This window comes from Nonomuraea sp. LPB2021202275-12-8 (genome assembly GCF_037044575.1).
In the GTDB taxonomy this organism is placed as follows: domain Bacteria; phylum Actinomycetota; class Actinomycetes; order Streptosporangiales; family Streptosporangiaceae; genus Nonomuraea.
The window spans coordinates 108746-132490 of record NZ_JBAHWD010000003.1 but is presented as its reverse complement, the minus strand read 5'-3'; the positions used below and the strand labels follow the sequence as shown (position 1 = coordinate 132490).

Genomic DNA, 23745 nt, shown 5'->3' with positions numbered 1-23745 from the left:
GACCTGCCGTCCGCGAGAGGCGTCACCGATGGAAGGGGGCTCGCCGGTCATCGGGTGCGCTCCAGGAAGCCATGGGAGAGCCAGGCCGGCTCGCGCGACGGGTCGATCGAGAGGTCGTCGGACCAGCTGAGCCGGTAGGGCAGCTCGGGCCGCAGGTCGACGGCGGTCAGGTCGGAGAGCAGGCGGCGGGCCGAGGGCCAGTCGGAGCCGAGGACGTCGGCCAGCGCGACCCGCGACGACTGCCCGAGCAGGCTCTCCGCCAGCTCGGTCAGGCGCTCGACGGCGGCGGTCGGCGAGGAGTCGAGCGAGTCGCCCGGGCCGGGGTCGGGCAGGGTGGAGCGCGGAGGAGTGGGCTGGGCGGGGACGGGACGAGGTGCCTCGTCGACGGCGCGGGCGATGGCCGCCGGATCATGCCAGGGCGCGGGAGCGTCGAACACGAAGCCGTCGAGCACCGCCGCCAGCCGCTCCTTGGACGCCGTCTGGGCGAACGTGCGCCACGCCTCCGTCGGCAGCAGCGTCAGGTTGCGGGTCATGCCGGCCGAGTCGGCGAGTCGTCCGGCGGCCCGGCGCGAGGCGTCGCTGTAGGAGTAGATGGCGGCGCGCAGGTCGGTGCAGGAACGGTCGAGCTCCGGCCAGCGGGTGAGGATGGTGCCGTGCAGGCTCTGGGCCCGCCGGGCGATCTCCTCGGTGCCCCACAGCTTGGGCGCCTGCTCGCGCAGCTCCTCGATCGTGCCGGTGGTGAGCGTGATCAGCTCGAGCGCCCAGAGCCTGAACGCCCGCGCCAGGTTCGAGGCGCTCTGCCTGGCCTCGTCCATCGTGGTGCGCGGATCGGCGACGTTGAGGTCCTCCAGCGCGAGCAGCCGGTGCATCTCGGACTGGCCGCCGTCGTCCATCATCCGCCTGATGAACATCAGCCCGACGACGCTGGTGAACGACGCCCGATAGCGGAGCTGGTTGGGCTTGGGGAACACCTCCCGGATCGCGCCGAGGCCCTTGAGCACCCGCAGCCGGTTGTCGAACTGGTCGGTCGGGTGGGCGCGGCAGGCGAAGCGCATCTGCTCGTGTGTCAGCCACTCCTCGCCGGCCTCGGCGAACGCGGCGAACAGCGTCTCGGCGATGTCGACGAGGGCGGGATCGTCGACCACCGCGCCGCTGTCGCGGGCCAGCGCCGCGAACATGCGGCGGTAGGTGGACAGCACCGCCTCATCGGTGAGCGCGGTGTCGAGGGTCAGGAGCTGCTCGGGCACGCGCACTAAGGTACGGCCTCGCGCCGACAATCTCGGACCGGTCACGGGCGCGCCGTTTCCCCATGCGGGGAGATACGGGCGCGGCTAGGGTGACTCACGATACAAACGGGGCGAACACACAGTAATCATACATACGGGGTGAGTAACCGGATGCGTATCCGCGTACTCCGAGGGGACCGTGCCACCGCCGTGATCGCCGGGGCGGCGGCGGTCATCCTGGTCGGTGCGGCGGCGTTCTTCGGCGTGGGCGTGTCGAGCGCCAACCCGAAGCTGGCCGACGTCGGAGCCTGGCTGTGGACCAAGGTCAGGGGAAAGGTCGTGCACGTCAACGGCCTGTCCGGGGAGGTCGACGGCTACCTCGACGACAAGGCGGGCAAGCGGCTGCGTGTCGTGCAGGACGGCTCGAACGTGCTGCTCGTCGACGAGCGCACCGGCTACGTGAGCAGGATCGAGCCCAGCCAGCTCTCCGTCACCCAGACCCGCGACTTCGGCGCGGCGGGCGTGCAGCTGGTCCTGTCCGGTTCGACCGGCTATGCCGTGGATCCGGCCGGCAAGGTGCAGCAGATCGACCCCCTGACACTCAACACCGTCGGCTCGCCGCTCACGTTGCCGGGCCCGCTCGGCGCCGCCCGCATCGACGGCGGCGGCAAGCTGTGGGTGCCCGTCACCGCCAAGGGCGAGGTCGTCCCGGTGTCCGGCGGGGTGGCCGGCAGCGGGGTCAAGGTGGGCGAACCCGGCGAGGAGCTCGCCGTCACGATCGCCGGCAGCGTCCCCCTGGTCGTCAACACCCGCGCCGCCACCGCCACGCTGATCGGCGCCGACGGCGGCGTCGGCGAGATCATGCTGCCGAAGGAGGTCGCGCAGGCGGCCAAGGGCGGCGTCCTCACCCCGCCCACCACCGAGGGTCCACTCGTGCCGGTGCTCACGTCCGGCGGGTCCGGCCTGCTCGTGGTGATCGACACCTCGTCCAACGCGGTGCTCAACACCAGGTTCGAGGTGCGGGATCCGGCCGCGCTCGGCGTGCCGCAGGTGCTCGGCTCGAAGGTGTACGTGCCGGACGGCGGCAGCGGATCGCTGATCGTCTGGGACAGCGCCGCCGGCGGCAGGCCCACCACCCTCCAGGTGGCGCAGGGCCCGGGCCCGGTCGACGTGTTCGTCAAGGACGGTCTCCTCTGGGCGAACGACGAGAACGGCGACAAGGCCATCGTGATCGACCCGGAAGGCCGTAAGCACGACATCGACAAGGACGACTCCGACGTCCCCGGCCCCACCAGCACGCCGCGGCCCACGAAGACACCCCGTCCCGAGCCGACCCGTACGGGTTCGCAGCCGGACCCGACCAGGACGTCCGGTCCGCGCCCCACCGGCACCGAACCCGTCGGGCAGGAGCCCGAGCCGGATCCGGAGCCCGCCGCGACCAGGACGCCCACGCCGAGCCGCACACCTACGCCGAGCCCCACGCCGACACCCGCCGCCACCGCTCCCGGCAAGCCTGGCGCCGTCAGCGCCCGGTCCGGCCCCGGCCGGGTCGACGTCGGCTTCAGCCCGTCGACCGGAGGCGAGGTGGAGCGCTACACGCTGAAGGTGTCGGGCGGCGAAGGCAGGGCCACGCCCGAGTCCGTGGACGCCGACGGGCCGTTCCGGTTCGAGTTCGCCGGGGGAGACTGCTCGGCCGAATACACCTTCACCGTCGTGGCGCACTGGTCCGGCGGCGAGGTGGAGTCCGCGCCGAGCGCCGGCGTCAAGCCCTGCGTGGCTCCCGGCGCGCCGTCGAACTTCGCGGCCAAGCCCAGGAACAAGGGCGCCGAGCTGACCTGGAGCGCCCCGGCGAACGCCGGCGACGGCGTCACCTACGTGCTGTCCGGCGCGGCGGCCGTCGACGACGTCAAGGGGACGTCGTTCACCGTCGACGGCCTCAAGAACAACCAGAGGCACACGTTCAAGCTCAAGGCGAAGAACGACGCGGGGGAGAGCCAGGAGGTCGCCACCACGGAGGTGGACCTGGCCTATCCGAAGAACGCCTACCGGAACGCCCACAACGACCAGACGAACACGAGGATCAACTCGTGTGCCACGGGCGGCTGCCAGATCGGCCAGATCGACAAGGGCAAGTACCAGAGCCTGACGGTGATCTGCCAGGTCAAGGGCATGTCCGTCCGTGAGGAGCAGTCGGGGGAGACGAGCGACGTCTGGGACAGGATCGAGTGGAACGGCGGCATCGGCTACATCAGCGACACGCTGATGGAGACGCCGCGCGGCGGATTCCCCGCCGCTCCGCTCTTCGAATGCACCGACTGAGAAGGGGACTCGGTTGACGCAGTACGTCTACGAGCAGACCCAGCAGCCCGCGGCGCTCGCGGGACAGTTCGCCCAGCGGTTCCAGCTGCTGGCGACGAACATCGAGCAGGTCATCCGCGGCAAGCGCGAAGCCGTCGAGCTGGCCCTGGTGTGCCTGTTCGCCGAGGGGCACCTGCTCATCGAGGACGTGCCGGGCACGGGGAAGACCACGCTGGCCCGTTCCGTCGCCGCCAGCGTGGACGCCGAGTGGCGGCGCATCCAGTTCACCCCGGACCTGCTGCCCAGTGACATCACCGGCGTGTCGATCTTCAACCAGGCGCATCAGAAGTTCGAGTTCCACCAAGGTCCGGTGTTCGCCAACATCGTGCTCGCCGACGAGATCAACCGCGCCTCCCCGAAGACCCAGTCCGCGCTGCTGGAGGTCATGGAGGAGCGCAGGGTCACGGTGGACGCCGAGCCGCATCCGGTGCCCAGGCCGTTCCTGGTGGTGGCCACGCAGAACCCGGTCGACATGGACGGCACCTACGCGCTGCCCGAGGCGCAGCTCGACCGCTTCCTCATGCAGATCTCCATCGGCTATCCCGACCACGTGTCGGAGGTCGAGGTGCTCAAGGGCATGCCGTCGGGACCGCAGGTGGACCGGCTGCCGGTGGTGGCGCGCGCCTCGGACGTGGCCGCGATGATCGACTTCGCCACCCGGATCCACGTCGCCGACCCGGTCTACGACTACATCGTCGCGCTCTGCGCGGCCACCCGCGTCAATCCGCACCTGCGGCTCGGCGCCAGCCCGCGCGGCAGCCTGGCGCTGCTGCGGGCCGCCCGGGTCAGGGCCGCGGCGGCGGGGCGGCACTACGTGCTGCCGGAGGACGTCAAGGCGCTGGCCGTGCCCGTGCTGGCGCACCGGCTCATCCGCACCCCCGAGGCCGAGCTGCGCGACGTCACCGCGGCGAACGTGCTCGGCGAGCTGCTCGCCGGGATGCCCGTGCCCCAGGCGGCGTAGTGCTGACGCCGCTCGGCTGGGGGACGCTCACCGGCTCCGCGATCCTGTACGCCGCCGGGTTCGCGCTCGGCTACCCGGAGCCCGTGGTGCTGGCCACCGGCGGCCTGATCGCGCTGGCCGCCGCCCTCGCCTGGACCGCCCCCAGGCCCAGGCTGGAGGTGCGGCGCGAGGTGACGCCGGTCAAGGTGCCGCGCGGCGACGCCGCCGTCGCGGTGCTCCACGTACGCAACCTCGGCCGCCGGGGCCTGACCGGGCTGCGCGCGAGGGACCGGATCGGCGCCACCGAGCACACCGTCGACCTGCCCCGCCTGCCCAGGCGGGGGACGCGTACCGTCTCCTACCCGCTGCCCACGCGGGCGCGCGGCGACATCCCGGTCGGCCCGCTGCTGCTCGTCCGCGCGGACCCGCTCGGCCTCACCCGCAAGATCAGGGAGTACGGCGCGGCGGCGACACTCCTGGTCCGTCCGCGCACGGCAGCCCTGGCCGTGCCGCCGTCCGGCAAGGCCTACCACCTGGAGGGCCCCACGAGCGACAACGCCCCCAGCGGCACGGTCACCTTCCACACCCTGCGCGAGTACGTCGCCGGCGACGACCTCCGCCACGTCCACTGGCGCTCCAGCGCCCGCACCGGGACGCTCATGGTCCGCCAGCTGATCGACGCCGGCCTGCCCACCACGACGGTCGTCCTCGACACCCGCGGCCTCACCGAGCTCGCGGTGGACGCGGCCGCCTCGGTCGCCGTGGCCGCCGCAGGCACCGGGTTCCCCGTCCGGGTGGTGACCGGCGACGGGCCGGTGGCGGAGACGAAGGCCGACGCGGAGATCGTGCTCGACCGGCTCGCGCTGGTCGGGCCGGGTACGGCCGGCGTCACGGAGGCGCTGCGGCTGGCCCGGGGCGGCGGCTCGCTCGTCCTGGTCACCTCGGACGCCGCCGAGGCCGGCAGGGTCGCGGGCGTGCGCCGCCGCTTCGACCGGGTCATCTGCGTATATGTCGGGACAGGGGCGGCGAGCGCGCCCGGCGTGACGCTGATCCCCCTCACACACCTGGACGAACTGGCACTGCTCTGGGGGAACCGATGAGCCGAGGCGCCCCGCTCGGCCCTCCGGCCGGCCCCGCGCACGTGACCGCGCCGCCCACCGGACACGTGACCGCGCCGGCCGATGCCTCGCGGGGGGACGTGGAGGAGAGCCTGTGGCGGCGGCTCGTGGGGGTCGCGCTCGTGGCGGGCATCGCCGGGACCGCCGGATGGGGGTTTCACCGGGTCTTTCCCGGCGCGGAGCTGCTCGTGGCCGTGGCGCCCGCTGCCGTGGCTCCGGCGCTGGTGGCGGCGCTCACGTGGCGGCGGCCGCTCTGGCTGTCGCTGCTGCTCGACGTGCTGGTCTGGATCGCCGGGACCGTCCCCCTCTATCAGGGCCTGGCCCCGGGCCTGGTCGTGGACGTGGCCAACTCCTGGCAGGCGCTGCTCACCACGCTGCTGCCCGCCCAGCCGGAGCCGCGGCTGCTCGTCCTCGTGCACACGCTCGTCTGGGCCGCCGCCACCATCGGCGCGGAGGTGCTCAACCGCACCCGCACCCGGATCGCCGCCGCGCTGCCCGCCCTGGTGGTCTACGGGGTGGCGCTGCTGTTCGGAGTGGACGGCACGGGGTCGAACCTGCCTGTCGCCGGCGCGCTGCTGGTCCTGATCATCGCTCTGGCGCTGGTCAGGGACGGCCGGTCACCGCTCTGGCTGCTCGCCGGGGTGCCCGCGGCCGCGGTGCCGGCCGCCCTCGCCCTGGTCGCCGGGCCGCTGCTGCCCATCGCCGCGGAGCCGTACAACCCCCGGCAGGACGCCGAGCGGCCGCCGCCGGTGCGCGTCGACAGCGTCAGCCCGCTCGACCGGGTGTCCGCCTGGCTGCAGATTCCCGACAGGGAACTGTTCACCGTCAAGGCGGACAAGCCGCTCAACTGGCGGCTGGCCGTACTCGACCGCTACGACGGCGTGCGCTGGACGTCCGGCGCACGCTTCCAGCCGACCGGCGGGCGGGTGCCTGACGGGGAGTGGACCGGGGAGGCGGAGACCGTGCGGCAGACGGTCACGTTCGGCGGCCTGCCGGGCACCTGGCTGCCCGCCGCTGAGCGGCCGGCGGAGGTCGGCGGGGTGCGCGGGCTCGTCGTGGACCCGGACAGCGGCTCGCTGCTGGTCGACGGGAAGGCGGGCAAGGGGTTCGGCTATCAGGTGATCTCGCGGGTGGCCAAGCCGTCCAGGGACGAGCTGCTCGCGGCCGCCCCGGTCGACGACCCGGCGCTGACCGCCTTTCCTGAGGGGCCGCAGGAGAAGCTGTTCCGGGAGCTGGCCCATGAGGCGACCAAGGGCGCGGACCTGCCGATCAGGCAGGCGTACCGGCTGCAGAGCTACCTGCGCACGCACGCCGGTTACGACGTCACCGCGCCGCCGGGGCACTCCCTGAAAGGACTGGAGTTCTTCCTGCAGACCACGCACAGGGGAACGTCGGAGCAGTTCGCCTCGGCGTTCGCGCTGATGGCCAGGACACTGGGGCTGCCGTCGCGGGTGGTGGTGGGCTTCCGGCCCGGTCAGGCCTCCGACGGGATTTACCACGTTAAATCGGGCCATGTGATGGCGTGGGCGGAGATCAAATTCGACAAGCTCGGCTGGCGGCCCTTCTACCCCACGCCCGGCCGCAGCGGCTCCAAGGACGACCACGACGTGGTGTCCTCCGCGATCAAGGAGAGCGAGGAGCTGGAGGGCGAGTTCACCAAGGGCGGAGCGAACAGGCCCAGGCCGTCACAGCGGCCCGACGCCGGCGCCGGCGGGACGCACTCCGGTTCGCCGCTCCAGGTGATCCTCCCCGCCGCGGGGGCGGGGATCGTGCTGGTGTACGGCGCGGCGGTCGCGATCCTTCCGCGGTGGCGCAGGCGCACCCGCAGGAACGTCCCGGGCGCCGGTGAGCGAGTGCGCGGCGCGTGGGCGCAGATCTGCGACGACCTCGGTCTCGGAGCTGAGCGGGCGATGACGGCCGAGGAGGTCGTCGCCCAGCAATCAGGCGACATTTCCGCCCATCTCAAGCCGTTGGCCGATATTTCCAACTTTGCAGGTTACGCGCCGGAAGACGTCTCCCAGGAGGCGGCGGACGAGGCCTGGCGACGCAGTGACGCGGTCCGCCAGGCCGTGCGGAGCCGCACCCCGCTCGCCACCCGCCTGCGCAGACGTCTGCTGCTGCGCTGATCGGCCCGCGCAGGCCCGCGCAGACGCCGCCGCGGCGCGGGATGATGAGGGCCATGCGCAGCGTCGAGGCCCAGCTCCTGCACCGCCCGCCCGGAGCGGGCGCGGGAGACGTCGTCCGCCACCTGCTCGCCATGCAGGCCCAGGACATCACCTCCGCCTATCTGGCCTTCCGCGCCCGCTCGCCCACGCTCACGCGGGCCGACGTCGAGGCGGCCTGGCAGGGGCGCGAGATCGTCAGGACCTGGGGTCCCCGCGGCACCCTCCACTTCGTGCACGTCGACGACCTGCCCTGGGTGCACGCGCTCACCAGGCGCGACACCGGCAGCGCGCGCCGCCTGGCCCAGGAAGGCGTCACGGGCGACGACCTGCTCCCGCTCATCGACCGCGCCCTCGCCGGCCAGGGCCCCCTCACCAAGGCCGAGCTGGGGGAGCGGCTGGCGGGCAGAGCGGGCGGCCAGGGCATCGTGCACCTGGTCGCGCTGGCGGCCCGCCACGGCCTGGCCGTGCTCGGCCCGCCGCGCGGCGGGAAGCCGACGTACGTGCACGCCGCCGACTGGCTCGGCGCGCCGATCCCCGCCGAGCACGACAGGGAACGCGCGCTGGCCGAGCTGGCCCTGCGCTACCGCCGAGCCCACCACCCGGCCGAGCCCGAGGATCTGGCCGCCTGGTCGGGCCTGCCCCTCGGCGACGCTCGCGCCGCCTGGCGGCTCGCTCCCGCCCCCGAGGCGCCCGCCGCCGCTCGGGGACCGGTGGTGCGACTCGCTCCGGCCTTCGACGAGTTCCTGCTGGGGTGGAAGAGCCGTGACCCGATCCTGCCCGCCGAGCACGCCCGCACCGTGTTCCCCGGCGGGGGCATACTGCGTCCCGTCATCCTCGTCGACGGCGTGATCAAGGGCGTCTGGAGCCGGAAAGGCGCCGAGGTGACGGCGGCCCCGTTCGCCCCGCAGGCGCCCGGCCTGCTGGACGACGAGATCGGCGACGTCCGCCGCTTCCTCGGCTAGTCGACCGAGTAGTTGTCGTGGCGCAGGAAGAACTCTTCGGCCTCCTGCTCGCCCAGTTGCCTGCCACCGGCGATCTCGGCGAGCATCTCGAAGTACTCCTCGCGCGGCGCGCCGGGCGCGAAGAGCAACAGCATCGAGGCGGGAGCTCCCGGCACGTTGCGGAATCCGTGGACGCCGCCGGGCGGGACGTGCAGGAAGTCTCCCGCCTGTCCCTCCCGCCACCGCTCGCCGTCGTACAACCGCACCGTGCCCTCGAGGACGAAGAACGACTCGGACATGGTCTTGTGGAAGTGCGGCCCCGGGCCGCTCTCGTCGGGTCCGAAGTTCCAGCGGTAGAGGCCGAACGCGCCGTCGGTGGTCCCGCCCGTGGCGAGGTAGTGGATGTCGCGACCGCCGTAGGACAGGTCCGCCGGCTCCGTCCTGGCCCGGAAACGCGCACTGACCTGGCCGTGATCACCCAAATGACGTGGAGCCGGATACGACATTCGTGTCCCTTCTCGCATGTGTCGACGCTGCTGATCCGTACGAAGGTGGTCCTGTAGCCGTGCCGGGCTGTTAGCCGGTCTTCTTCGGGACCGCTCCTCTGACGCACACGGGTTTCGACCAGGCGAGCGTGCTGCTTTCGGCGATCTCCAGCGGCACGCCCACGACGAAGCAGTACCCGAGGTCGGGGTCGAGCCCGGCCACCCTGGCCGAGGTGCTGCCGGCCTCCAGCGGGATGAGCGGCTGCTCGCCCGGCTCGACCGGCGAGCGCTGCACCACGACCGGGTAGCGGCGCGCCTGGACGGGCAGCGTCCACCGCAACTCGACGAGCGTGCCCTGGTCCGCCGCCACCCGCACCCTGCGCGGCGCCAGCGCGGCGATCTTCCGACCGCCGATCGCCGCCGTCTTCTCGGCGGCCTGCCTCGAGGTGGACGGAGCGGCCGTCGGCGGAGCGGCGAGAGGGTCGGCCTGCTGCCGCGACAGCCATACGGCCAGCACCGTGCCCGCGACGGCTACGGCCGCGACGGTGGCGCCGATCGCCACCTTGAGCTTCAGCTCCGACGCCCGCCCACCTCGACGGCCGGCGTCTGGGGGCGGGGAGGGAGAGGACGCGGCCCCGCCCGGCGGGTGGCCCGCGTACGATCCGGTCTCCGGCCAGGCCGCCCCCGGGGGAGACGCGCCAGGAGAGCCCGCCTCTCGGCCTCCCACAGGAGGCGGGACGTACGGGTTCGCGGGGGAGGGGACCGTCGCGCGGGGGTGCTGCCCCTCGGTTGGCGCCGAGCGGCCGCCCGCCGGGGCGCGGCCGGCGGCGGGCCCCTGCCCGATCAGGTCCGTGACCGGCAGGCCGAGCTCCGCCTGTACCTGCTGCAACCGCTGCGCGAACTCCCTGGCCGAGCCGTACCGCTGGTCGGGCCGCTTGGCCATGGCCCGCAGCACGGTCTCGGACACGACCGGCGGCACGTCTCCCCGGCCGATGGGGGGCGGATCGATGCTGAGCACCCGGTACATGAGCGGCGCGATCGACGGGTCCGTCGGGCTGTGGAAGGCGGGCTGGCCCGCCAGCAGGTGGTAGAGGGTCGAGCCGAGCGAGTAGATGTCGGAGGCGGCGGAGTGCGGTTGCCCGCTCAGGACCTCCGGGGCGGCGTGCAGCGGGGTGAACGCCTGTGACGTCGCGGAGATCTCCGACGAGTCGACGACCCTGGCCACGCCGAAGTCGGCGACGGCGGGCTCGCCGTACCTGGAGATGAGGATGTTCTGCGGTTTGATGTCGCCGTGCAGGACCCCGGCCTCGTGGACGGCGGCGAGCGCGCCGGCGAGCTTCACCCCGGTGCGCAGCACGTCGGGGACCGGCAGGGCGCCTTCACCGCGGAGCTTGTCGCGCAGGGAGCCGTTCTCGAAGAAGTCCATGGCGATGTACGGCTTGCCTGAGCGCGTCACGCCGGTGTCGAAGACGGTGACGACGTTCGGATGGCCGGTCAGCCGTCCGGTGAGCTGCAGCTCCCGCTGGAATCTGCGCATGGTGACCCGGTCGACCCGGTCGACCGACAGCACCTTGAGCGCGACGATCCGGTCGAGGCGTTCCTGGTGGGCACGGTAGACGACGGCGAACCCGCCCTGGCCCGCCTGATCGAGCACCCGGTAACCCGGCACGTCCTCGACTGGCAGCACGACACTCCCCCCTGTCACGGGTGAGTTTAGTGTGAAATGCCGCCCTTAGAGGGGATTCATGAGGTACGCGCCCGCGACCATGGAGGCGGCCCCTACCAGGAGGAAGAAGAGCACGTAGAAGCCGCCGGGCAGGAAGGTCAGCCTGGCGAGCTGGTCGGCGTCGGAGTCGCGGGCCTGCCGCCTGCGCCGCTTGCGCTGCAGCTCGAAGATCGGCCGGATGCCGCCGAACAGCAGGAACCAGACCACCACCAGCGCGACCACCTGCTGCACCTCGGCCGGCGCGTACATCGACACGGCGAACACCGCGCCGCCCGTCACCAGCAGGATCAGCGCGCCGTACAGGTTGCGGATCAGGAGCAGCATGCAGACGAGGAAGAGCAGCATGCTCCAGATGAGCAGCGTGATCCGCCCCTGGTCGGTCAGCCAGGCCGCGGCGAGGCCCAGCAGCGAGGGGGCCAGATAGCCGGCGAGCGCGGTCAGCACCATGCCGGGCCCGTTGGGCCGGCCACGGGTGAGCGTCACGCCCGAGGTGTCGGAGTGCAGCCGGATGCCCTCCAGCTTGCGCCGCGTGAGCAGGGCCATCACCGCGTGGCCGCCCTCGTGGGCGATGGTGATCAGGCCCCTGGTCAGCTGCCAGGACATGGTGAAGGTGACGATCGCGAGTGCGGCCAGTGCCGAGCCCGCCACGACCCAGGGGGCGGGAGCGGACTGGACCTCGATCAGCTGAGCCCAGAGCTTGTCCATCGAGGACTGACCCTATCCGGGTAAAGTCTGGACTGTGCTCACAGAACATCATTCTGATGCGGATGTTCCCGGCTGGTGGCGAGCGCTGGGCCTGCCGGGCCTGATCGACCTGCATGTGCACTTCCTGCCCGAGCGGATGGAGCGCCGGGTCTGGCACCACTTCAACCACGGCGGCCCGCTGATGGGCGACGGCTGGAAGATCGAGTACGAGTGGCCGGTGGAGCAGCGCGTCGCCCGTCTGCGCGAGCTGGGCCTGCGTGCCTTCCCCGCCCTGGCGTACGCCCACAGGCCGGACATGGCCGCCGATCTCAACGCCTGGACGCTCGACTTCGCCCGCCGCACGCCGGAGTGCCTGCCATCGGCGACGTTCTATCCGGAGCCGGGGGTGGCCGGCTACGTGCGGCGCGCGCTGGACGACGGCGTCAAGATCTTCAAGGTGCACCTGCAGGTCGGCGGCTTCGACCCGCGCGCGCCCGAGCTGGCGGAGGTCTGGGGGATGCTGGCCGAGTCGGGCGTGCCGGTGGTCGTCCACGCCAGCTCGGTGCCCGTGCCGGGCGGCCACATCGGCCCCGGGCCGATCGGCGGGGTGCTGCGCGAGCATCCCCGGCTGCGGATGGTGATCGCACACCTGGGCATGCCCGAGTACGGCCCGTTCTTCGAGCTGGCTGCCCGCTACGAGCGGGTGGCGCTGGACACCACGATGGCCTTCACCGACTTCGCCGAGCTCGGCATGCCGTTCCCGGGAAGACTGCGCCCCGCCCTGCTTGATCTGGGCCTGGCGGGGAAGGTGGTGCTCGGCAGCGACTTCCCCACCATCCCCCACCCCTACGCGCACCAGCTGCAGGCGCTCGACCGGCTCGATCTGGGCGACGAATGGTTGAGGGCTGTGTGCTTCACCAACGCCCTGGCCATGGTCTGATGGGAGACGTGAACGACCGGTACGTGGCGCTGATTGGCGCGTTCTACGATGCTCTGGGCCGCGCGGACTTCGCGGCCATGGAGCGCTGCTACCACCCCGAGGTGAGCTTCGGTGACCCCATCTTCCAGGAGGTCGAGCGGCGCGACCGGGTGATGACCATGTGGCGGATGCAGCTCGGCGTGCAGGGCGGCCTGGAGTCCGACTTCTGCGACGTGCGCGCCGACGACTTCTCCGGCTCGGCACACTGGACCGCGCGTTACACCTTGTCCAGCACCGGGCGCGAGGTGGTCAACGAGATCGACGCGCTGTTCAGGTTCGAGGACGATCTGATCGTGCGCCACCATGACGAGTTCGACTTCAAGCGCTGGTCCAGGATGGCGCTCGGCCGGCCGCACGGGCTGCTGTTCGGGTGGACGCCGATGTGGCGCAAGACCATCAGGGACCGGGCTCAGCAGGAGATGCAGAGATTCGAGGCTTAGGAGAGGGCATGGCCAGGGTGAGAGGAGGCAGGCACGGCGGGAGCCGCAGGGAGGCGCCGGAGCACTCCATGGACCCGCGGCCCCCCGAGGAGTCGCCCTACCAGCCGACCGTCATCAACAACACGATCTACCAGGACGGCGAGGCCGTCGACAATCCGGGCTCGCTGGCCGACGCCTTCGAGCGGCTCAAGCAGATGCCGGGCGCCCTGGCCTGGATCGGCCTCTACCGGCCGAAGGAGTGGGAGCTGGTCAAGCTCGCCGAGGAGTTTCACCTGCACGAGCTGGCCCTCGAGGACGCCATCGTCGGCAGCCAGCGGCCCAAGGCCGATCGCTACGACGACACCCTCTTCGTCGTGCTGCACGCCGCCCGCTACCTCGACGACGTCGAGGAGGTGGCGTTCGGTGAGGTGCACATCTTCGTCGGCAGCAACTTCGTGCTCACCGTACGGCACGCGGAGGCGCCCGACCTGCAGTCGGTCCGCAAGCGCATGGAGTCCGAGCCCGACCTGCTGCGCCAGGGCCCCCAGGCGGTGCTCTACGCGATCCTGGACGCGGTGGTCGACGGCTACGCCCCGGTCGTGGCGGGCCTGCAGAAGGACATCGAGGAGATCGAGGCGCAGGTGTTCGGCGGCGACCCGTCGGTCTCCCGGCGCGTCTACGAGCTGTCCGGCGAGGTGCTGGAGTTCCAGCGGGCCGCCGCGCCGCTGGGGCGGCTGATCGAGGGGTTCATCGCCGGGGCCGCCAAATACTCCGTCACCGACGAGCTGCAGAGCTACCTGCGCGACGTGTCGGACCACGCCACCACGGTCAACGAGCGGGTGGCCTCCTTCAGGCAGCAGCTCCACGACATCCTGGTGGTGAACTCGACGCTGGTGACCCAGGCGCAGAACGCGGAGATGGCCCGGATGACGGAGGTCAGCATCCAGCAGGGCGAGGAGGTCAAGAAGATCTCCGCGTGGGCGGCCATCCTGTTCGCCCCGACGGTGGTCGGCGGCATCTACGGGATGAACTTCGACAACATGCCGGAAACGCACTGGGCGTTCGGCTACCCGTTCGCGATCCTGCTCATGGCGATCGTCTGCGTCACGCTCTATGTGATCTTCAAGCGGCGGGGCTGGCTCTAGCCGTCACAGGTCGGGCAGGTCCGCCAGGGCCCGCTCGGCCTCCGCGACCGTCCGGCGCAGCTCCGCGGCCAGTGACGGCACCCTGGCGGCCCCGAACCTGGCGGACGGCACCGAGATCGACAGCGCCGCCACGGCCGAGCCGCGCCCGTCGCACAGCGCCGCGCCGATGGCCGAGACGCCCTGCTCGGTGCCGTCGACGTTGAGCGCGTAGCCGCGCACCCGGATCTCGTCGAGCTCGCGGGTCAGCGCCGCCCGCTCCGCGTCGGGCAGGTCGGGATAGAGCTCCCACAGCCGCTCGCGGGGGAGCGTCGCCAGCAGCACCTTGCCGCCCGAGGCGCGGCGGGCGGGCAGGATGGTGCCGCGCCGGTCGCCGACGTGCAGGATCTGCGGCGACTCCACGCTGTCGAGGAAGCGGACCTCGGTGCCGACCCGCACCACCAGGTTGACCGTCTCGGCCGCCCGCGCGCACAGCGCCTCCATCGCCGGCCTGGTACGCGAGCGCAGCTGGCGCAGCGCCGACCCGCTGGCGCTGCCCGCCGTGCTGCTGGTGAGAAACGGGCCCGGCAGGTAGGTGTGGTGCTCGTCCTGCACGGCGAAGTCCCGATAGACGAGCATGGCCAGCAGGCGGTGCGCGGTGGACCTGGCGATGTCCAGCTCCTTGGCCACGTCGGTGACCTTGAGCCGCCCCTGGTCGCGCAGCATGTGCAGGAGCAGCAGCACGTTGTCGACCGAGCCCAGGGCATATGCCGGCTTGTTCTTCATGCCAGAATGCTAGTGCAGTATGCAGAATCACGCCCTACGGTGGCGATATGAACCCAGAGGAGAGGCTGTACGCCGACTTCGAAGCAGAGCATCTGATCCCGCTCTGGACGCAGGTGGGCGACCTGATGCCGGTCCATCCGAAACCCAGGGCCAGGCCGCACGTCTGGGAGTGGAAGACGCTCTACCCGCTGGCCGAACGGGCCGGCGAGCTGGTGCCCGTCGGCAGGGGCGGCGAGCGCCGGGCGATCGCGCTGGCCAACCCCGGCCTGGACGGCCTGCCGTACGCCACGCCGACGCTCTGGGCCGCCATCCAGTATCTGGGCCCGCGCGAGGTCGCGCCCGAGCACCGGCACACGCAGAACGCCTTCCGCTTCGTCGTCGAGGGCGAGGGCGTGTGGACCGTGGTGAACGGCGACCCCGTCGCGATGCGGCGCGGCGACTTCCTGCTCACCCCCGGCTGGCACTTCCACGGCCACCACAACACCACCGGCGCGCCGATGGCCTGGATCGACGGGCTGGACATCCCGCTCGTCCACCACACCGACACCTCGTTCTTCGAGTTCGGCCCCGACCAGGTGAGCGACGCCGCCACGCCGCACCTGTCCCGCTCGGAGCGGCTGTGGGCGCACCCGGGGCTGCGGCCGGTCTCCGAGCTCGGTGAGCGGCCCAGCTCGCCGATCGCCGCCTATCGATGGGAGCACACCGACCGCGCGCTGGACGAGCAGCTCGCCCTGGAGGACGAGGGGCATCCCGGCACGGTCGAGCCCGGCCACGCCGCCGTCCGCTACACCAACCCGACCACCGGCGGCGACGTCATGCCCACGATCAGGGCCGAGTTCCACCGGCTGCGCGAGGGCGCCGTGACGGCTCCGCGCAGGGAGGTGGGCTCCTCGGTCTACCAGGTCTTCGACGGCGAGGGCTCGGTCACGCTGGAGGGGACCGAGCGCCGGCTCACCCGGGGCGACCTGGTGGTGGTGCCGTCCTGGTGCGCCTGGTCGTTCCGCGGGGACACCCGTCTCGATCTGTTCCGTTTCGCCGACACGCCCGTCTTCGAGGGCCTGCACCAGTATCGGGAGGAGCTCGTATGAAGCTCGCCACCCTGCGGTTGCCGCGCCGCACCGCCGCCGCCAGGATCGACGGCGAGCTCGCCGTGGAAGTGGACGCGGCCGACGTCGGCGCGCTGCTCGCCGACCCGGGCTGGCGTGAGCGGGCGGCCGCGTCCGACGGTCCCAGGCACCCGCTCTCGACCGCGGACCTGGCACCCGTGGTGCCCCGCCCCGGCAAGATCATCTGTGTCGGGCTCAACTACCGTGCCCACATCCTGGAGATGGGACGCGCGCTGCCCGAGCATCCCACGCTGTTCGCCAAGTTCGCCGAGGCGCTGATCGGGCCGTACGACGACATCGAGCTGCCCGCCGTTTCGCAGGCGGTCGACTGGGAGGCCGAGCTGGCCGTCGTCGTCGGGGCGGACGTGCGCAACGCCTCCACCGAGGAGGCCGGGGCCGCCATCGCCGGCTACTCGGTGATCAACGACGTGACCGCGCGCGACTACCAGTACCGCACGCTGCAGTGGCTCCAGGGCAAGACGTTCGAGCGCACCACCCCGTTCGGCCCCTATCTCGTCACCCCTGACGAGCTAACCGGCGGCGAGCTGACCATGCAGTGCGAGCTCGACGGGGAGGTGGTGCAGCAGGCCGACACCGCCGACCTGGTGTTCCCGCCCGCCGAGCTGATCGCGTACCTGTCGCAGATCCTCACCCTGCGCCCGGGCGACGTCATCGCGACCGGCACGCCAGGCGGGGTGGGGCACGCGCGCAAGCCGCCCCGCTACCTGACGGACGGCGGCAAGCTGGTGACCCGGATCGCGGGCCTCGGCGAGCTGGTCAACACGGCGCGCCGCGATGTCTGACCCGGACTTCGCCTGGCTGGACGCCGGCACCGCCTACTTCGAGGCCCGGCTCGACGGCGCCGACCTCGACGGGGACTCCGCGCTGCCGGGCTGGACGCGCCGCCACGTGGTGGCTCACGTCGCGGCCAACGCCCGCGCGCTCGGCCGGCTCGCGCACTGGGCGCGGACCGGCGAGGAGAGCCCGATGTACACCTCCGCGCAGGCGCGCGACGACGAGATCGAGGAGCTGGCGAAGCTCGCCCCCGCCGAGATCCTCGCTCTGGCCGGGCGGACCGCGTCGGAGCTGCGTTCGGCCCTGCGCGAGCTGCCCACACCGGCCTGGGCCGCTCCGGTGCGTACCGCGCAGGGCCGGACGGTGCCCGCGTCGGAGATCGTCTGGATGCGCTGCCGCGAGATGTGGGTGCACGCCGTGGACCTGGGGACGGGCGGCGGGTTCGAGGACTTCCCCGCCGCCCTGCTCGACGCGCTGCTCACCGACGTGACCGGGCTGTGGGCGCGGCGCGGCCAGGAGCGGGGACTCGTCCTCGCGCCCGTCGACAGGCACGGAGTCTGGCGCGTCGACGGCCCGGCACAGGCATCCCCGGCACAGGTATCCGCGGTGCGGGGCACCGCCGCCGAGCTGGCCGCCTGGGTCACCGGACGCGGTCCCGCACCGCATCCGGACGCGCCGGCGATCGGCCGCTGGCTCTAGGAAGGCTCGGGAAGGCTTGAGGAAGGAAGGCACGTGACTGAGGTAGTTGTCGTCGGTGGCGGCATCGGCGGCCTGGCGGCGGCCTACGCCCAGGCCAGGGCGGGGCGGGCGGTCAGGCTGCTGGAGCGGTCGGCCGAGTTCGGGGAGGTCGGGGCGGGGCTGCAGCTCGGGCCCAACGCCACCCGGCTGCTCGCCGGATGGGGGTTGCTGGACCGGGTGATCGAGGCCGGCGTGCTGCCCGGGCGGCTGGTCTTCCGCGACGCGGTCAGCGGCGAGGAGCTCACCCATCTGGACCTGGGCGAGGGGTTCCTGCGCCGCTACGGGGCCCCGTACGTGGTGGTGCACCGCAGCGACCTGCACGCCATCCTGCTGGCGGCCTGCGCGGAGGCGGGGGTGGAGCTGGCCAGGGGGCGGCAGGTGGAGCGGGTCGAGACCATCGGCGGCCGGGCCCGCACCTGCTGCACGGACGGCTCCGAGCACGACAGCGACGTGGTCATCGGGGCGGACGGCCTCCAGTCGGGCCTGCGCGCGGACCTCGTCGGCGACCAACCCCTCGATTCCGGATTTGTCGCCTATAGGGGCACGTGTCCACTGCCGGAGGACTTCGACACCGCCGAAGTGGTCGCCTGGCTCGGTCCCGACTGCCACTTCGTCCAGTACGCCCTGCGCGGCGGCGAGCTGCTCAACCAGGTCGCCGTCTTCCGCGGGGCCGGCGAGCTGGAGGCCGCCTACGAGCGGTGCTGCGCCGAGGTGCGGAAGGGCCTGCCCTACCTGTGGCAGGACCGGCACTGGCCCATGCTCGACCGGCTGCCCGCCGGCACCTGGGTGAAGGGCAGGCTCGCCCTGCTCGGCGACGCGGCCCATCCCATGCTGCAGTATCTGGCCCAGGGCGCCTGCCAGGCCCTCGAGGACGCGCACGTGCTGGCGGAGCAGTCCGCGGCCGGCGACTGGGACCGGGCGCTCGCCGCCTACCAGGAGATCCGCGCCCCGCGCACGGCCCGCGTGCAGGCCACCGCCCGGCTGTGGGGCGACATCTGGCACGTCGACGGCGTGGCCCGGGTGCTGCGCAACGAGCTGTTCAGGACCCGCGACCTGGCCGGCCACACGTACACCGACTGGCTGTACGGCTCCTGATCCGGCGAGCCGGTCAGGCTCGCTCCAGCGTGGTGAGCTGGGCCCGGCTCGTCACGTTCGCGTGGGGAACATGCGGTACGGGTGGTAGCTGACGGTCTCGGCATCAGCGCGGAGTTTCAGGCGACCCTCTCGTCGGTCGTCTTCGCCGACATCCGGGTGGCCCTGCACACCGGTTCGTTCGCCGACGCGCGGGCGCTCACTGGCCGTGCCTTCGGCGACATGCAGCCTGATGGCCTGATGCTGCCCTTCGGCAGGATCGCCGGAGCCGAGTTGGCGGTCGCCGCGAGCCTTCCCGACGCCTCCGACCTGCTTGCCGACGCCGCGTCGACGGTCGAGGAGAACGACTGGGCCGAGGCCTGCCTGCTGCGGGCCACCGGCCGGCTGCACGACGACCCCGACGCCCTCGCCGCCGCCGTGGAGCGTTGGGAACGCATCGGCGCCCGGTTCGAGCGCGCCTGCACCTTGCTGCTCCTCCCCGACCGGCTCGACGCTGGCGGCCGCGGCCGGCTTCGGCGCGTTCTTCTTCGCCATGGACCAGGCGAGTGACGGCGGGATCCGGTGGGCGCTGCTGACCGCCCGGCTCTCGGCGGTGTCCATCGTCGCGGCCATCGTCGTCCTCGTACTCGCGGCCGGTACCCGGCTCGCGGTCCGCCGCGCCGACCTGCCCGTGATCGGGCTGATCGGCCTGCTCATCGTCGCCGCGGACACCCTGTACGCCCTGGAGCGATCGACGACCTTCCGTCGCTACCGGGATCCCAGGTAGGCGTCCTGAACGATGAGCTCCTTGCGCACGTCGGGCGCCGTCGCCTCGCCCCGATCCGCCACCAGGGCGGCGGCGATCCCCGCGGCGTGGCCGGTGGCGAACGCGGTGCCCATCACCCGCAGCGAGCCGCCCGCGAGCCGGTCGCCGTCGATGACCCGCCCGGCCGCGAACAGGTTCGGCGTGTCAGCGCTGCGGATCGCGTCGAAGGGGATCTCGTAGTAGCCGTCGCCGTCGATGAACCGCCACTGCGACGGCACTCCCGGCCCCGGGTGATACTCCACCGGCCAGGCGCCGAGCGCGATCGCGTCGCCGAACCGGCCCGCGCCCAGCACGTCCCGGTCCGTCATCCGGTAGCGGGCCACCACGTGCCGCGACTCCCGGGTGCCGAGCTCGGGGCCGGTGCTGACGATGTAGGCGCCGGAACAGCCCGGCAGCGACCGGATCACCCGCAGGTAGGCGGCCGACTGCTCGCGGGCGGAGATCTCCGCCCTGCTCGTGTCGCGCGCGTCTCGGGCGTCGTACCCCTCGTCCACCAGGTACGCGATCACGTCCCCCGACACGGGCAGCCGGGCGACCAGCCCCTGCTCGGCCAGCAGGTGCTCCGCGCCGCCGGCCTTGGCCGCCCTGATCGCCTCGCCCACCGCGTCTCTGGTGACCTGCGCCTCGGGCGGGATGCCGCCGAAGCGGACGCCGAGCGAACCGTTCTGCACCCTGCCCTCGGCGCCGTAGCGGACCGCCGCACCGGCCCTGGTGGCCAGGTCGGCCTCACCGGTGGCGTCCACGAAGGCGGAGGCGGTGACCTCGTGCACGCCGGAGTGGTCGGCGATCAGGGCCGAGACGATGCTGTCACCCTCCCGGCGCGCGTCCAGCAGCATGCTGTGCAGCCGGGGCTCGGCGCCCGCGCCCACGCACACGTCGTCCAGCACCCGCTTGACCGTCTCGGGGTCGAACACCACCGCCACCGCGGTGAACTTCGCCGGCGGGCTCACCGCGCCCTCGGCCCGCAGCCCGGCCATGACCTCCTCCGCCACCCCGTACACCACCTGGGTGTGCGGCTCGGCGCGGGTGTAGAGGCCGCAGTAGGTCAGCACGTTGCGCAGCGTCGCCGCGCCGCCGAGGCAGGGGCCGCGCTCGACGAGCAGCGTGCGCGCCCCCGTGCGGGCCGCCCCCGCCGCCGCGGCCACCCCGCCGGATCCGCCGCCGGCCACGATCACGTCGTAGTGCTCGCTCATACCCTCACGCCTTCCGTTGCTCGCGTACGAAGAACATCAGCACGGCCCCCACCAGCGGCCCCACGGCCAGCGCGGCGAACGCGGCGTAGAAGGAGCCCGTGGCCTGGAAGACCGCGCCGATCACCACCGGCACGATGACGCTGCCGAGCTGCCAGACCGCGTTGGTGGCGCCTGCCGCCGACCCGGCCAGCCGCCTGCCCGACAGGTCGGGGATCATCGCGACCATGAGCGGGCTGTAGAGGTAGGCGCCGAGCCCCAGGAAGGGCGCCACGATCAGGAAGGCCGTCGGCGTGCTCATCGCGCCGAACACCAGCAGCGCGACCACGAAGTACAGCAGCACCGCGATCGTCGGCAGCTTGCGGCCCTTGCCGATGAGGTCGGTGACCAGCCCCACCAGCGGCTTGCAGATGACCGCCACGACGGCGAAGACCACCACCACGGTGCCGGCCGTCACCGGGTCGACGCCGTTGCCCTTGACCATCAGCGTGTTGGACCAGGTGATGAAGCCGTACGTGCCCCACAGCCCGCCGAACCCTGCCAGCCCCAGCAGCAGCAGGTCCCGGTTGGACATCAGCGGGCGCAGGTCCGGCTTGCCCGCCTTCTCCCCGACCACCTGGCCGTTGCGGATGAGCAACCAGCACAGCACGGCCAGCACCATCGAGGCGCCGCCGAACAGGTGGTAGGAGGTCTGCCAGTCGTGCCACTCGATCAGCCGGGGCACCACCGCGTTGGCGATGACGGTGCCCAGCGAGGTGGCGGTCATGAACACGCCCATGGCGGTCCCGCGGTCCTTCACGGAGAACCACATGGTCACCAGCTTGACGCCGGCCGCGTAGTCGGCTCCCGCGAACAGGCCGATGAGCGCCTGGAACCCGATGCCCACGGCGGCGGACTGGCTCGACCCGAACAGGATCATGAAGCCGCCGGCGACGAACAGCGACCCGGACAGGACGTTCCGCGCGCCCAGCCAGTCGGTCAGCACGCCGCCGCCGGCGTTGGAGATCACGTAGCCGATGTAGTAGGAGGTGGCGAACACCCCCAGCCCGGCCAGCGACACGCCCAGCGCCTCGCCCACGGAGGCCGAGGCCGGACCCCAGGTGGAACGGTCCACTGAGGTCATCGTGAACGACGCCCAGCACAGCAGGAGGACGACCCAGCGGTATCCGGACGTGCTCGTGACCCCGGCCTGGTCCGGGCGTGACGTAGCGTGAACAGTCATGGTGCTCCTCGGCGGTGAGTTCGTTCACGTTAGCGGCCATGTAGTGACTGGTGGAAACATCGCCGTAACTTTCTGCCATGCGGAACACGAGACCGCGCCCGTGACATGGGTGACGTAGGGGCCCGACCGTGAAAGCGTGCTCGTAGGAGCGTCTCCACCTGCCCCGCGATCGGAGGCCTGAGGTGCGGTTCGGAATCTTCTACGAGCACCAGTTGCCCCGGCCCTGGACGCCGGACAGCGAGCAGCGGCTCTACACCGACGCGCTGGAGCAGATCGAGATCGCCGACCGGGTGGGCTTCGACCACGTCTGGGAGGTCGAGCACCACTTCCTTGAGGAATACTCACACTCGGCGGCCCCCGAGGTCTTCCTCGCCGCCGCCTCGCAGCGGACCAGCCGCATCCGGCTCGGCCACGGCATCGTGCAGGTCCCGCCGCCGGTCAACCATCCGGCCAGGGTGGCCGAGCGGGTCGCGACGCTGGACCTGGTGTCCGGCGGGCGCGTCGACTTCGGCACCGGCGAGGCCAGCTCCGGCGCCGAGCTTGGCGGCTTCGGCGTGGACCGGGAGCGCAAGCGGGCCATGTGGCAGGACTCGGTCGACGCCGTCACCCGGATGTTCGTCGAGGAGCCGTTCGCCGGGTGGGACTCGCCGTACCTGCGGATGCCGCCCCGCAACGTGATCCCCAAGCCGGTGCAGAAGCCGCACCCGCCGTTGTGGGTGGCGTGCTCGCGCAGGGAGACGATCCTGCTGGCGGCACGGAACGGAATGGGGGCGCTGTCGTTCGCCTTCGTCCACCCGCAGGACGCCGCCGTCTGGGCGCGCGACTACTACGAGCTGCTCGCCTCGCCGGAGTGCGTGCCCGCCGGGTTCGCGGTCAACGCCAACCTCGCCGTCGTGCTGCCCATGATGTGCCACGAGGACGCGGCGGAGGCCCGCAGGCGGGGCGCCTCGGGGGCGGGCTTCTTCGCCTACGCGCTGGCGCACTACTACGGACCGTCCAAGCACATGCCGGGCAGATCCGACATCTGGCGAGACTTCACCGAGTGGGCCCCCACCCTGGGCGCCCAGGGGACCGACCCCCTCGCGGGCGCCCTCGGCACGCCGCAGCAGCTCATCGAGCTCGTCACCCGCTACGAGGAGGCGGGCGTCGACCAGATGATCTTCGTGTTGCAGGCCGGGGCGAACCGGCACGACCACATCTGCGAGAGTCTGGAGCTGTTCGGCAAGAAGGTGCTCCCGGCCTGCGCCGAGGGCCGTGAGGAGCGGGAGCGGGCCAAGGCCGAACGGCTCGCCCCGGCCATCGAGGCGGCCCTGGCCAGACGCCCTCCAGCCAGGACCCTGGACCGGCCGTACACCATCGACGAGGACGCCGAGCTCGCCGCCGTCACCCAGCGGCCCGCCCGCGGCGTGGCCGACCTCGCGGCGGCGGCCCGCAAGCGCGCCCGCCGGGGCGGGCGGCGCCTGACGGCCCGGCTCGTCGACGGCCGCTCGGACGCCGAGCTGAACCGCCGGTTCGGCCCTCGGGGGCAGCGGCTGCTGTTCGCGCTGATGGCCAGGTCCTTCAAGCCGGAGCGGGCCTCCGGCTTTCAGGGCGCACTGGAGTTCGCCCTGGAGCCGGCCGCCACCTGGACCGTCCTCGTCCGCGGCGGCCGGGCCAGAGCCCGGCAGGGCGCGGTCCGCGACCCCGCGCTCCGGCTGGCCATGCCGGCGGCCGACTTCCTGCGCGTTCTCGCCGGCACCGCCAACCCCGCGGACCTGCTGGTCTCCGGCCGCCTGCGGGTGACCGGCGACGTGACGCTGGCCTCCCGGGTGACGGAGATGTTCGGCGGCCCGTCCGCCTACTAGCGGCT

Annotated in this window: 22 protein-coding genes; 15 read left to right on the top strand and 7 right to left on the bottom strand. The window is 72.4% G+C overall.

Annotated features, from left to right (window positions below; genetic code table 11):
• Nucleotides 1-47: 47 nt before the first annotated feature.
• On the bottom strand, nt 48-1247 hold the full coding sequence (locus tag V5E28_RS06910) for a hypothetical protein (protein ID WP_336205547.1): 1200 nt from the start codon (nt 1245-1247) through the stop codon (nt 48-50).
• Nucleotides 1248-1397: 150 nt separating this feature from the next.
• Between V5E28_RS06910 and V5E28_RS06905 the strand changes: the two genes are divergently transcribed.
• The 5 genes from V5E28_RS06905 to V5E28_RS06885 are packed head-to-tail and all read left to right on the top strand — an operon-like array spanning nt 1398 to nt 8769.
• Entirely contained in the window at nt 1398-3545 is a 2148-nt protein-coding gene (locus V5E28_RS06905; protein WP_336205546.1) for a hypothetical protein, read from the top strand.
• 13 nt (nt 3546-3558) lie between these two features.
• Complete coding sequence (locus V5E28_RS06900) at nt 3559-4545, top strand: AAA family ATPase (protein ID WP_336205545.1); 987 nt, start codon at nt 3559-3561, stop codon at nt 4543-4545.
• Nucleotides 4545-5624, top strand: a complete 1080-nt coding sequence (locus V5E28_RS06895) for a DUF58 domain-containing protein (protein ID WP_336205544.1) — start codon at nt 4545-4547, stop codon at nt 5622-5624. Before V5E28_RS06900 ends, V5E28_RS06895 begins: the two co-directional genes overlap by 1 nt.
• A complete protein-coding gene (locus tag V5E28_RS06890; RefSeq protein ID WP_336205543.1) occupies nt 5621-7768 on the top strand; it encodes a transglutaminase family protein in 2148 nt (715 codons plus the stop codon). The genes V5E28_RS06895 and V5E28_RS06890 overlap by 4 nt, the downstream gene beginning before the upstream one ends.
• A gap of 53 nt (nt 7769-7821) precedes the next feature.
• Entirely contained in the window at nt 7822-8769 is a 948-nt protein-coding gene (locus V5E28_RS06885) for a winged helix DNA-binding domain-containing protein (RefSeq protein ID WP_336205542.1), read from the top strand.
• On the opposite strand, the gene V5E28_RS06880 is transcribed toward V5E28_RS06885, so the two are convergent.
• The 3 genes from V5E28_RS06880 to V5E28_RS06870 all read right to left on the bottom strand — a co-directional run bounded on the left by V5E28_RS06880 (nt 8766) and on the right by V5E28_RS06870 (nt 11664).
• Complete coding sequence (locus V5E28_RS06880) at nt 8766-9230, bottom strand: cupin domain-containing protein (RefSeq protein ID WP_336205541.1); 465 nt, start codon at nt 9228-9230, stop codon at nt 8766-8768. The genes V5E28_RS06885 and V5E28_RS06880 overlap by 4 nt on opposite strands.
• Nucleotides 9231-9324: 94 nt before the next feature.
• On the bottom strand, nt 9325-10920 hold the full coding sequence (locus V5E28_RS06875) for a serine/threonine-protein kinase (protein WP_336205540.1): 1596 nt from the start codon (nt 10918-10920) through the stop codon (nt 9325-9327).
• Between the two features lie 45 nt (nt 10921-10965).
• Entirely contained in the window at nt 10966-11664 is a 699-nt protein-coding gene (locus V5E28_RS06870; RefSeq protein ID WP_336205539.1) for a M50 family metallopeptidase, read from the bottom strand.
• Between the two features lie 34 nt (nt 11665-11698).
• Here V5E28_RS06870 and V5E28_RS06865 point away from each other — a divergent pair, with 34 nt between their 5' ends.
• From V5E28_RS06865 to corA, 3 genes are read left to right on the top strand one after another with little or no spacing between them, the layout of a single operon-like run.
• Nucleotides 11699-12583 (top strand): amidohydrolase family protein, encoded by an 885-nt coding sequence (locus V5E28_RS06865; protein WP_336205538.1) that lies wholly within the window; start codon nt 11699-11701, stop codon nt 12581-12583.
• Nucleotides 12584-12591: 8 nt separating this feature from the next.
• Entirely contained in the window at nt 12592-13062 is a 471-nt protein-coding gene (locus tag V5E28_RS06860; RefSeq protein WP_336205537.1) for a nuclear transport factor 2 family protein, read from the top strand.
• Between the two features lie 8 nt (nt 13063-13070).
• The gene (corA, locus tag V5E28_RS06855; RefSeq protein WP_336205536.1) at nt 13071-14186 is read left to right on the top strand and encodes a magnesium/cobalt transporter CorA; all 1116 of its coding nucleotides are present in this window, start codon (nt 13071-13073) and stop codon (nt 14184-14186) included.
• 3 nt (nt 14187-14189) lie between these two features.
• Here corA and V5E28_RS06850 read toward each other — a convergent pair whose 3' ends face one another.
• Nucleotides 14190-14948: an IclR family transcriptional regulator gene (locus tag V5E28_RS06850; protein ID WP_336205535.1), complete on the bottom strand. Its 759-nt coding sequence runs from the start codon at nt 14946-14948 to the stop codon at nt 14190-14192.
• A 47-nt stretch (nt 14949-14995) separates the two neighbouring features.
• On the opposite strand from V5E28_RS06850, the gene V5E28_RS06845 reads away from it, so the two are divergent.
• The 6 genes from V5E28_RS06845 (at nt 14996) to V5E28_RS06820 (ending at nt 19445) form a co-directional block, all read left to right on the top strand.
• Complete coding sequence (locus V5E28_RS06845) at nt 14996-16036, top strand: cupin domain-containing protein (RefSeq protein WP_336205534.1); 1041 nt, start codon at nt 14996-14998, stop codon at nt 16034-16036.
• Entirely contained in the window at nt 16033-16857 is an 825-nt protein-coding gene (locus tag V5E28_RS06840) for a fumarylacetoacetate hydrolase family protein (protein WP_336205533.1), read from the top strand. The genes V5E28_RS06845 and V5E28_RS06840 overlap by 4 nt, the downstream gene beginning before the upstream one ends.
• Nucleotides 16850-17548 (top strand): maleylpyruvate isomerase family mycothiol-dependent enzyme, encoded by a 699-nt coding sequence (locus tag V5E28_RS06835; RefSeq protein ID WP_336205532.1) that lies wholly within the window; start codon nt 16850-16852, stop codon nt 17546-17548. The genes V5E28_RS06840 and V5E28_RS06835 overlap by 8 nt, the downstream gene beginning before the upstream one ends.
• Before the next feature lie 33 nt (nt 17549-17581).
• Nucleotides 17582-18682 carry an FAD-dependent monooxygenase gene (locus tag V5E28_RS06830; protein WP_336205531.1) on the top strand — a complete coding sequence of 367 codons (1101 nt, stop codon included), beginning with the start codon at nt 17582-17584 and terminating at the stop codon, nt 18680-18682.
• Between the two features lie 81 nt (nt 18683-18763).
• Nucleotides 18764-19228 carry a hypothetical protein gene (locus V5E28_RS06825; protein ID WP_336205529.1) on the top strand — a complete coding sequence of 155 codons (465 nt, stop codon included), beginning with the start codon at nt 18764-18766 and terminating at the stop codon, nt 19226-19228.
• On the top strand, nt 19212-19445 hold the full coding sequence (locus tag V5E28_RS06820) for a hypothetical protein (RefSeq protein WP_336205528.1): 234 nt from the start codon (nt 19212-19214) through the stop codon (nt 19443-19445). Before V5E28_RS06825 ends, V5E28_RS06820 begins: the two co-directional genes overlap by 17 nt.
• On the opposite strand, the gene V5E28_RS06815 is transcribed toward V5E28_RS06820, so the two are convergent.
• Together V5E28_RS06815 and V5E28_RS06810 are read right to left on the bottom strand one after the other, a co-directional pair.
• Nucleotides 19427-20677 (bottom strand): FAD-dependent oxidoreductase, encoded by a 1251-nt coding sequence (locus V5E28_RS06815; protein WP_336205527.1) that lies wholly within the window; start codon nt 20675-20677, stop codon nt 19427-19429. The two genes, V5E28_RS06820 and V5E28_RS06815, sit on opposite strands and share 19 nt — an antisense overlap.
• Before the next feature lie 4 nt (nt 20678-20681).
• The gene (locus V5E28_RS06810) at nt 20682-21896 is read right to left on the bottom strand and encodes an MFS transporter (protein WP_336205526.1); all 1215 of its coding nucleotides are present in this window, start codon (nt 21894-21896) and stop codon (nt 20682-20684) included.
• Nucleotides 21897-22078: 182 nt separating this feature from the next.
• On the opposite strand from V5E28_RS06810, the gene V5E28_RS06805 reads away from it, so the two are divergent.
• Nucleotides 22079-23740, top strand: a complete 1662-nt coding sequence (locus tag V5E28_RS06805; RefSeq protein WP_336205525.1) for an LLM class flavin-dependent oxidoreductase — start codon at nt 22079-22081, stop codon at nt 23738-23740.
• The last annotated feature ends 5 nt before the right edge of the window (nt 23741-23745 follow it).

Coding starts and splice junctions, on each gene's coding strand:
- V5E28_RS06905 (WP_336205546.1), top strand. CDS start 1,398: ATGCGTATCCGCGTACTCCGAGGGGACCGTGCCACCGCCGTGATCGCC.
- V5E28_RS06815 (WP_336205527.1), bottom strand. CDS start 20,677: ATGAGCGAGCACTACGACGTGATCGTGGCCGGCGGCGGATCCGGCGGG.
- V5E28_RS06820 (WP_336205528.1), top strand. CDS start 19,212: ATGGACCAGGCGAGTGACGGCGGGATCCGGTGGGCGCTGCTGACCGCC.
- V5E28_RS06870 (WP_336205539.1), bottom strand. CDS start 11,664: ATGGACAAGCTCTGGGCTCAGCTGATCGAGGTCCAGTCCGCTCCCGCC.
- V5E28_RS06850 (WP_336205535.1), bottom strand. CDS start 14,948: ATGAAGAACAAGCCGGCATATGCCCTGGGCTCGGTCGACAACGTGCTG.
- V5E28_RS06840 (WP_336205533.1), top strand. CDS start 16,033: ATGAAGCTCGCCACCCTGCGGTTGCCGCGCCGCACCGCCGCCGCCAGG.
- V5E28_RS06845 (WP_336205534.1), top strand. CDS start 14,996: ATGAACCCAGAGGAGAGGCTGTACGCCGACTTCGAAGCAGAGCATCTG.
- V5E28_RS06835 (WP_336205532.1), top strand. CDS start 16,850: ATGTCTGACCCGGACTTCGCCTGGCTGGACGCCGGCACCGCCTACTTC.
- V5E28_RS06885 (WP_336205542.1), top strand. CDS start 7,822: ATGCGCAGCGTCGAGGCCCAGCTCCTGCACCGCCCGCCCGGAGCGGGC.
- corA (WP_336205536.1), top strand. CDS start 13,071: ATGGCCAGGGTGAGAGGAGGCAGGCACGGCGGGAGCCGCAGGGAGGCG.
- V5E28_RS06890 (WP_336205543.1), top strand. CDS start 5,621: ATGAGCCGAGGCGCCCCGCTCGGCCCTCCGGCCGGCCCCGCGCACGTG.
- V5E28_RS06810 (WP_336205526.1), bottom strand. CDS start 21,896: ATGACTGTTCACGCTACGTCACGCCCGGACCAGGCCGGGGTCACGAGC.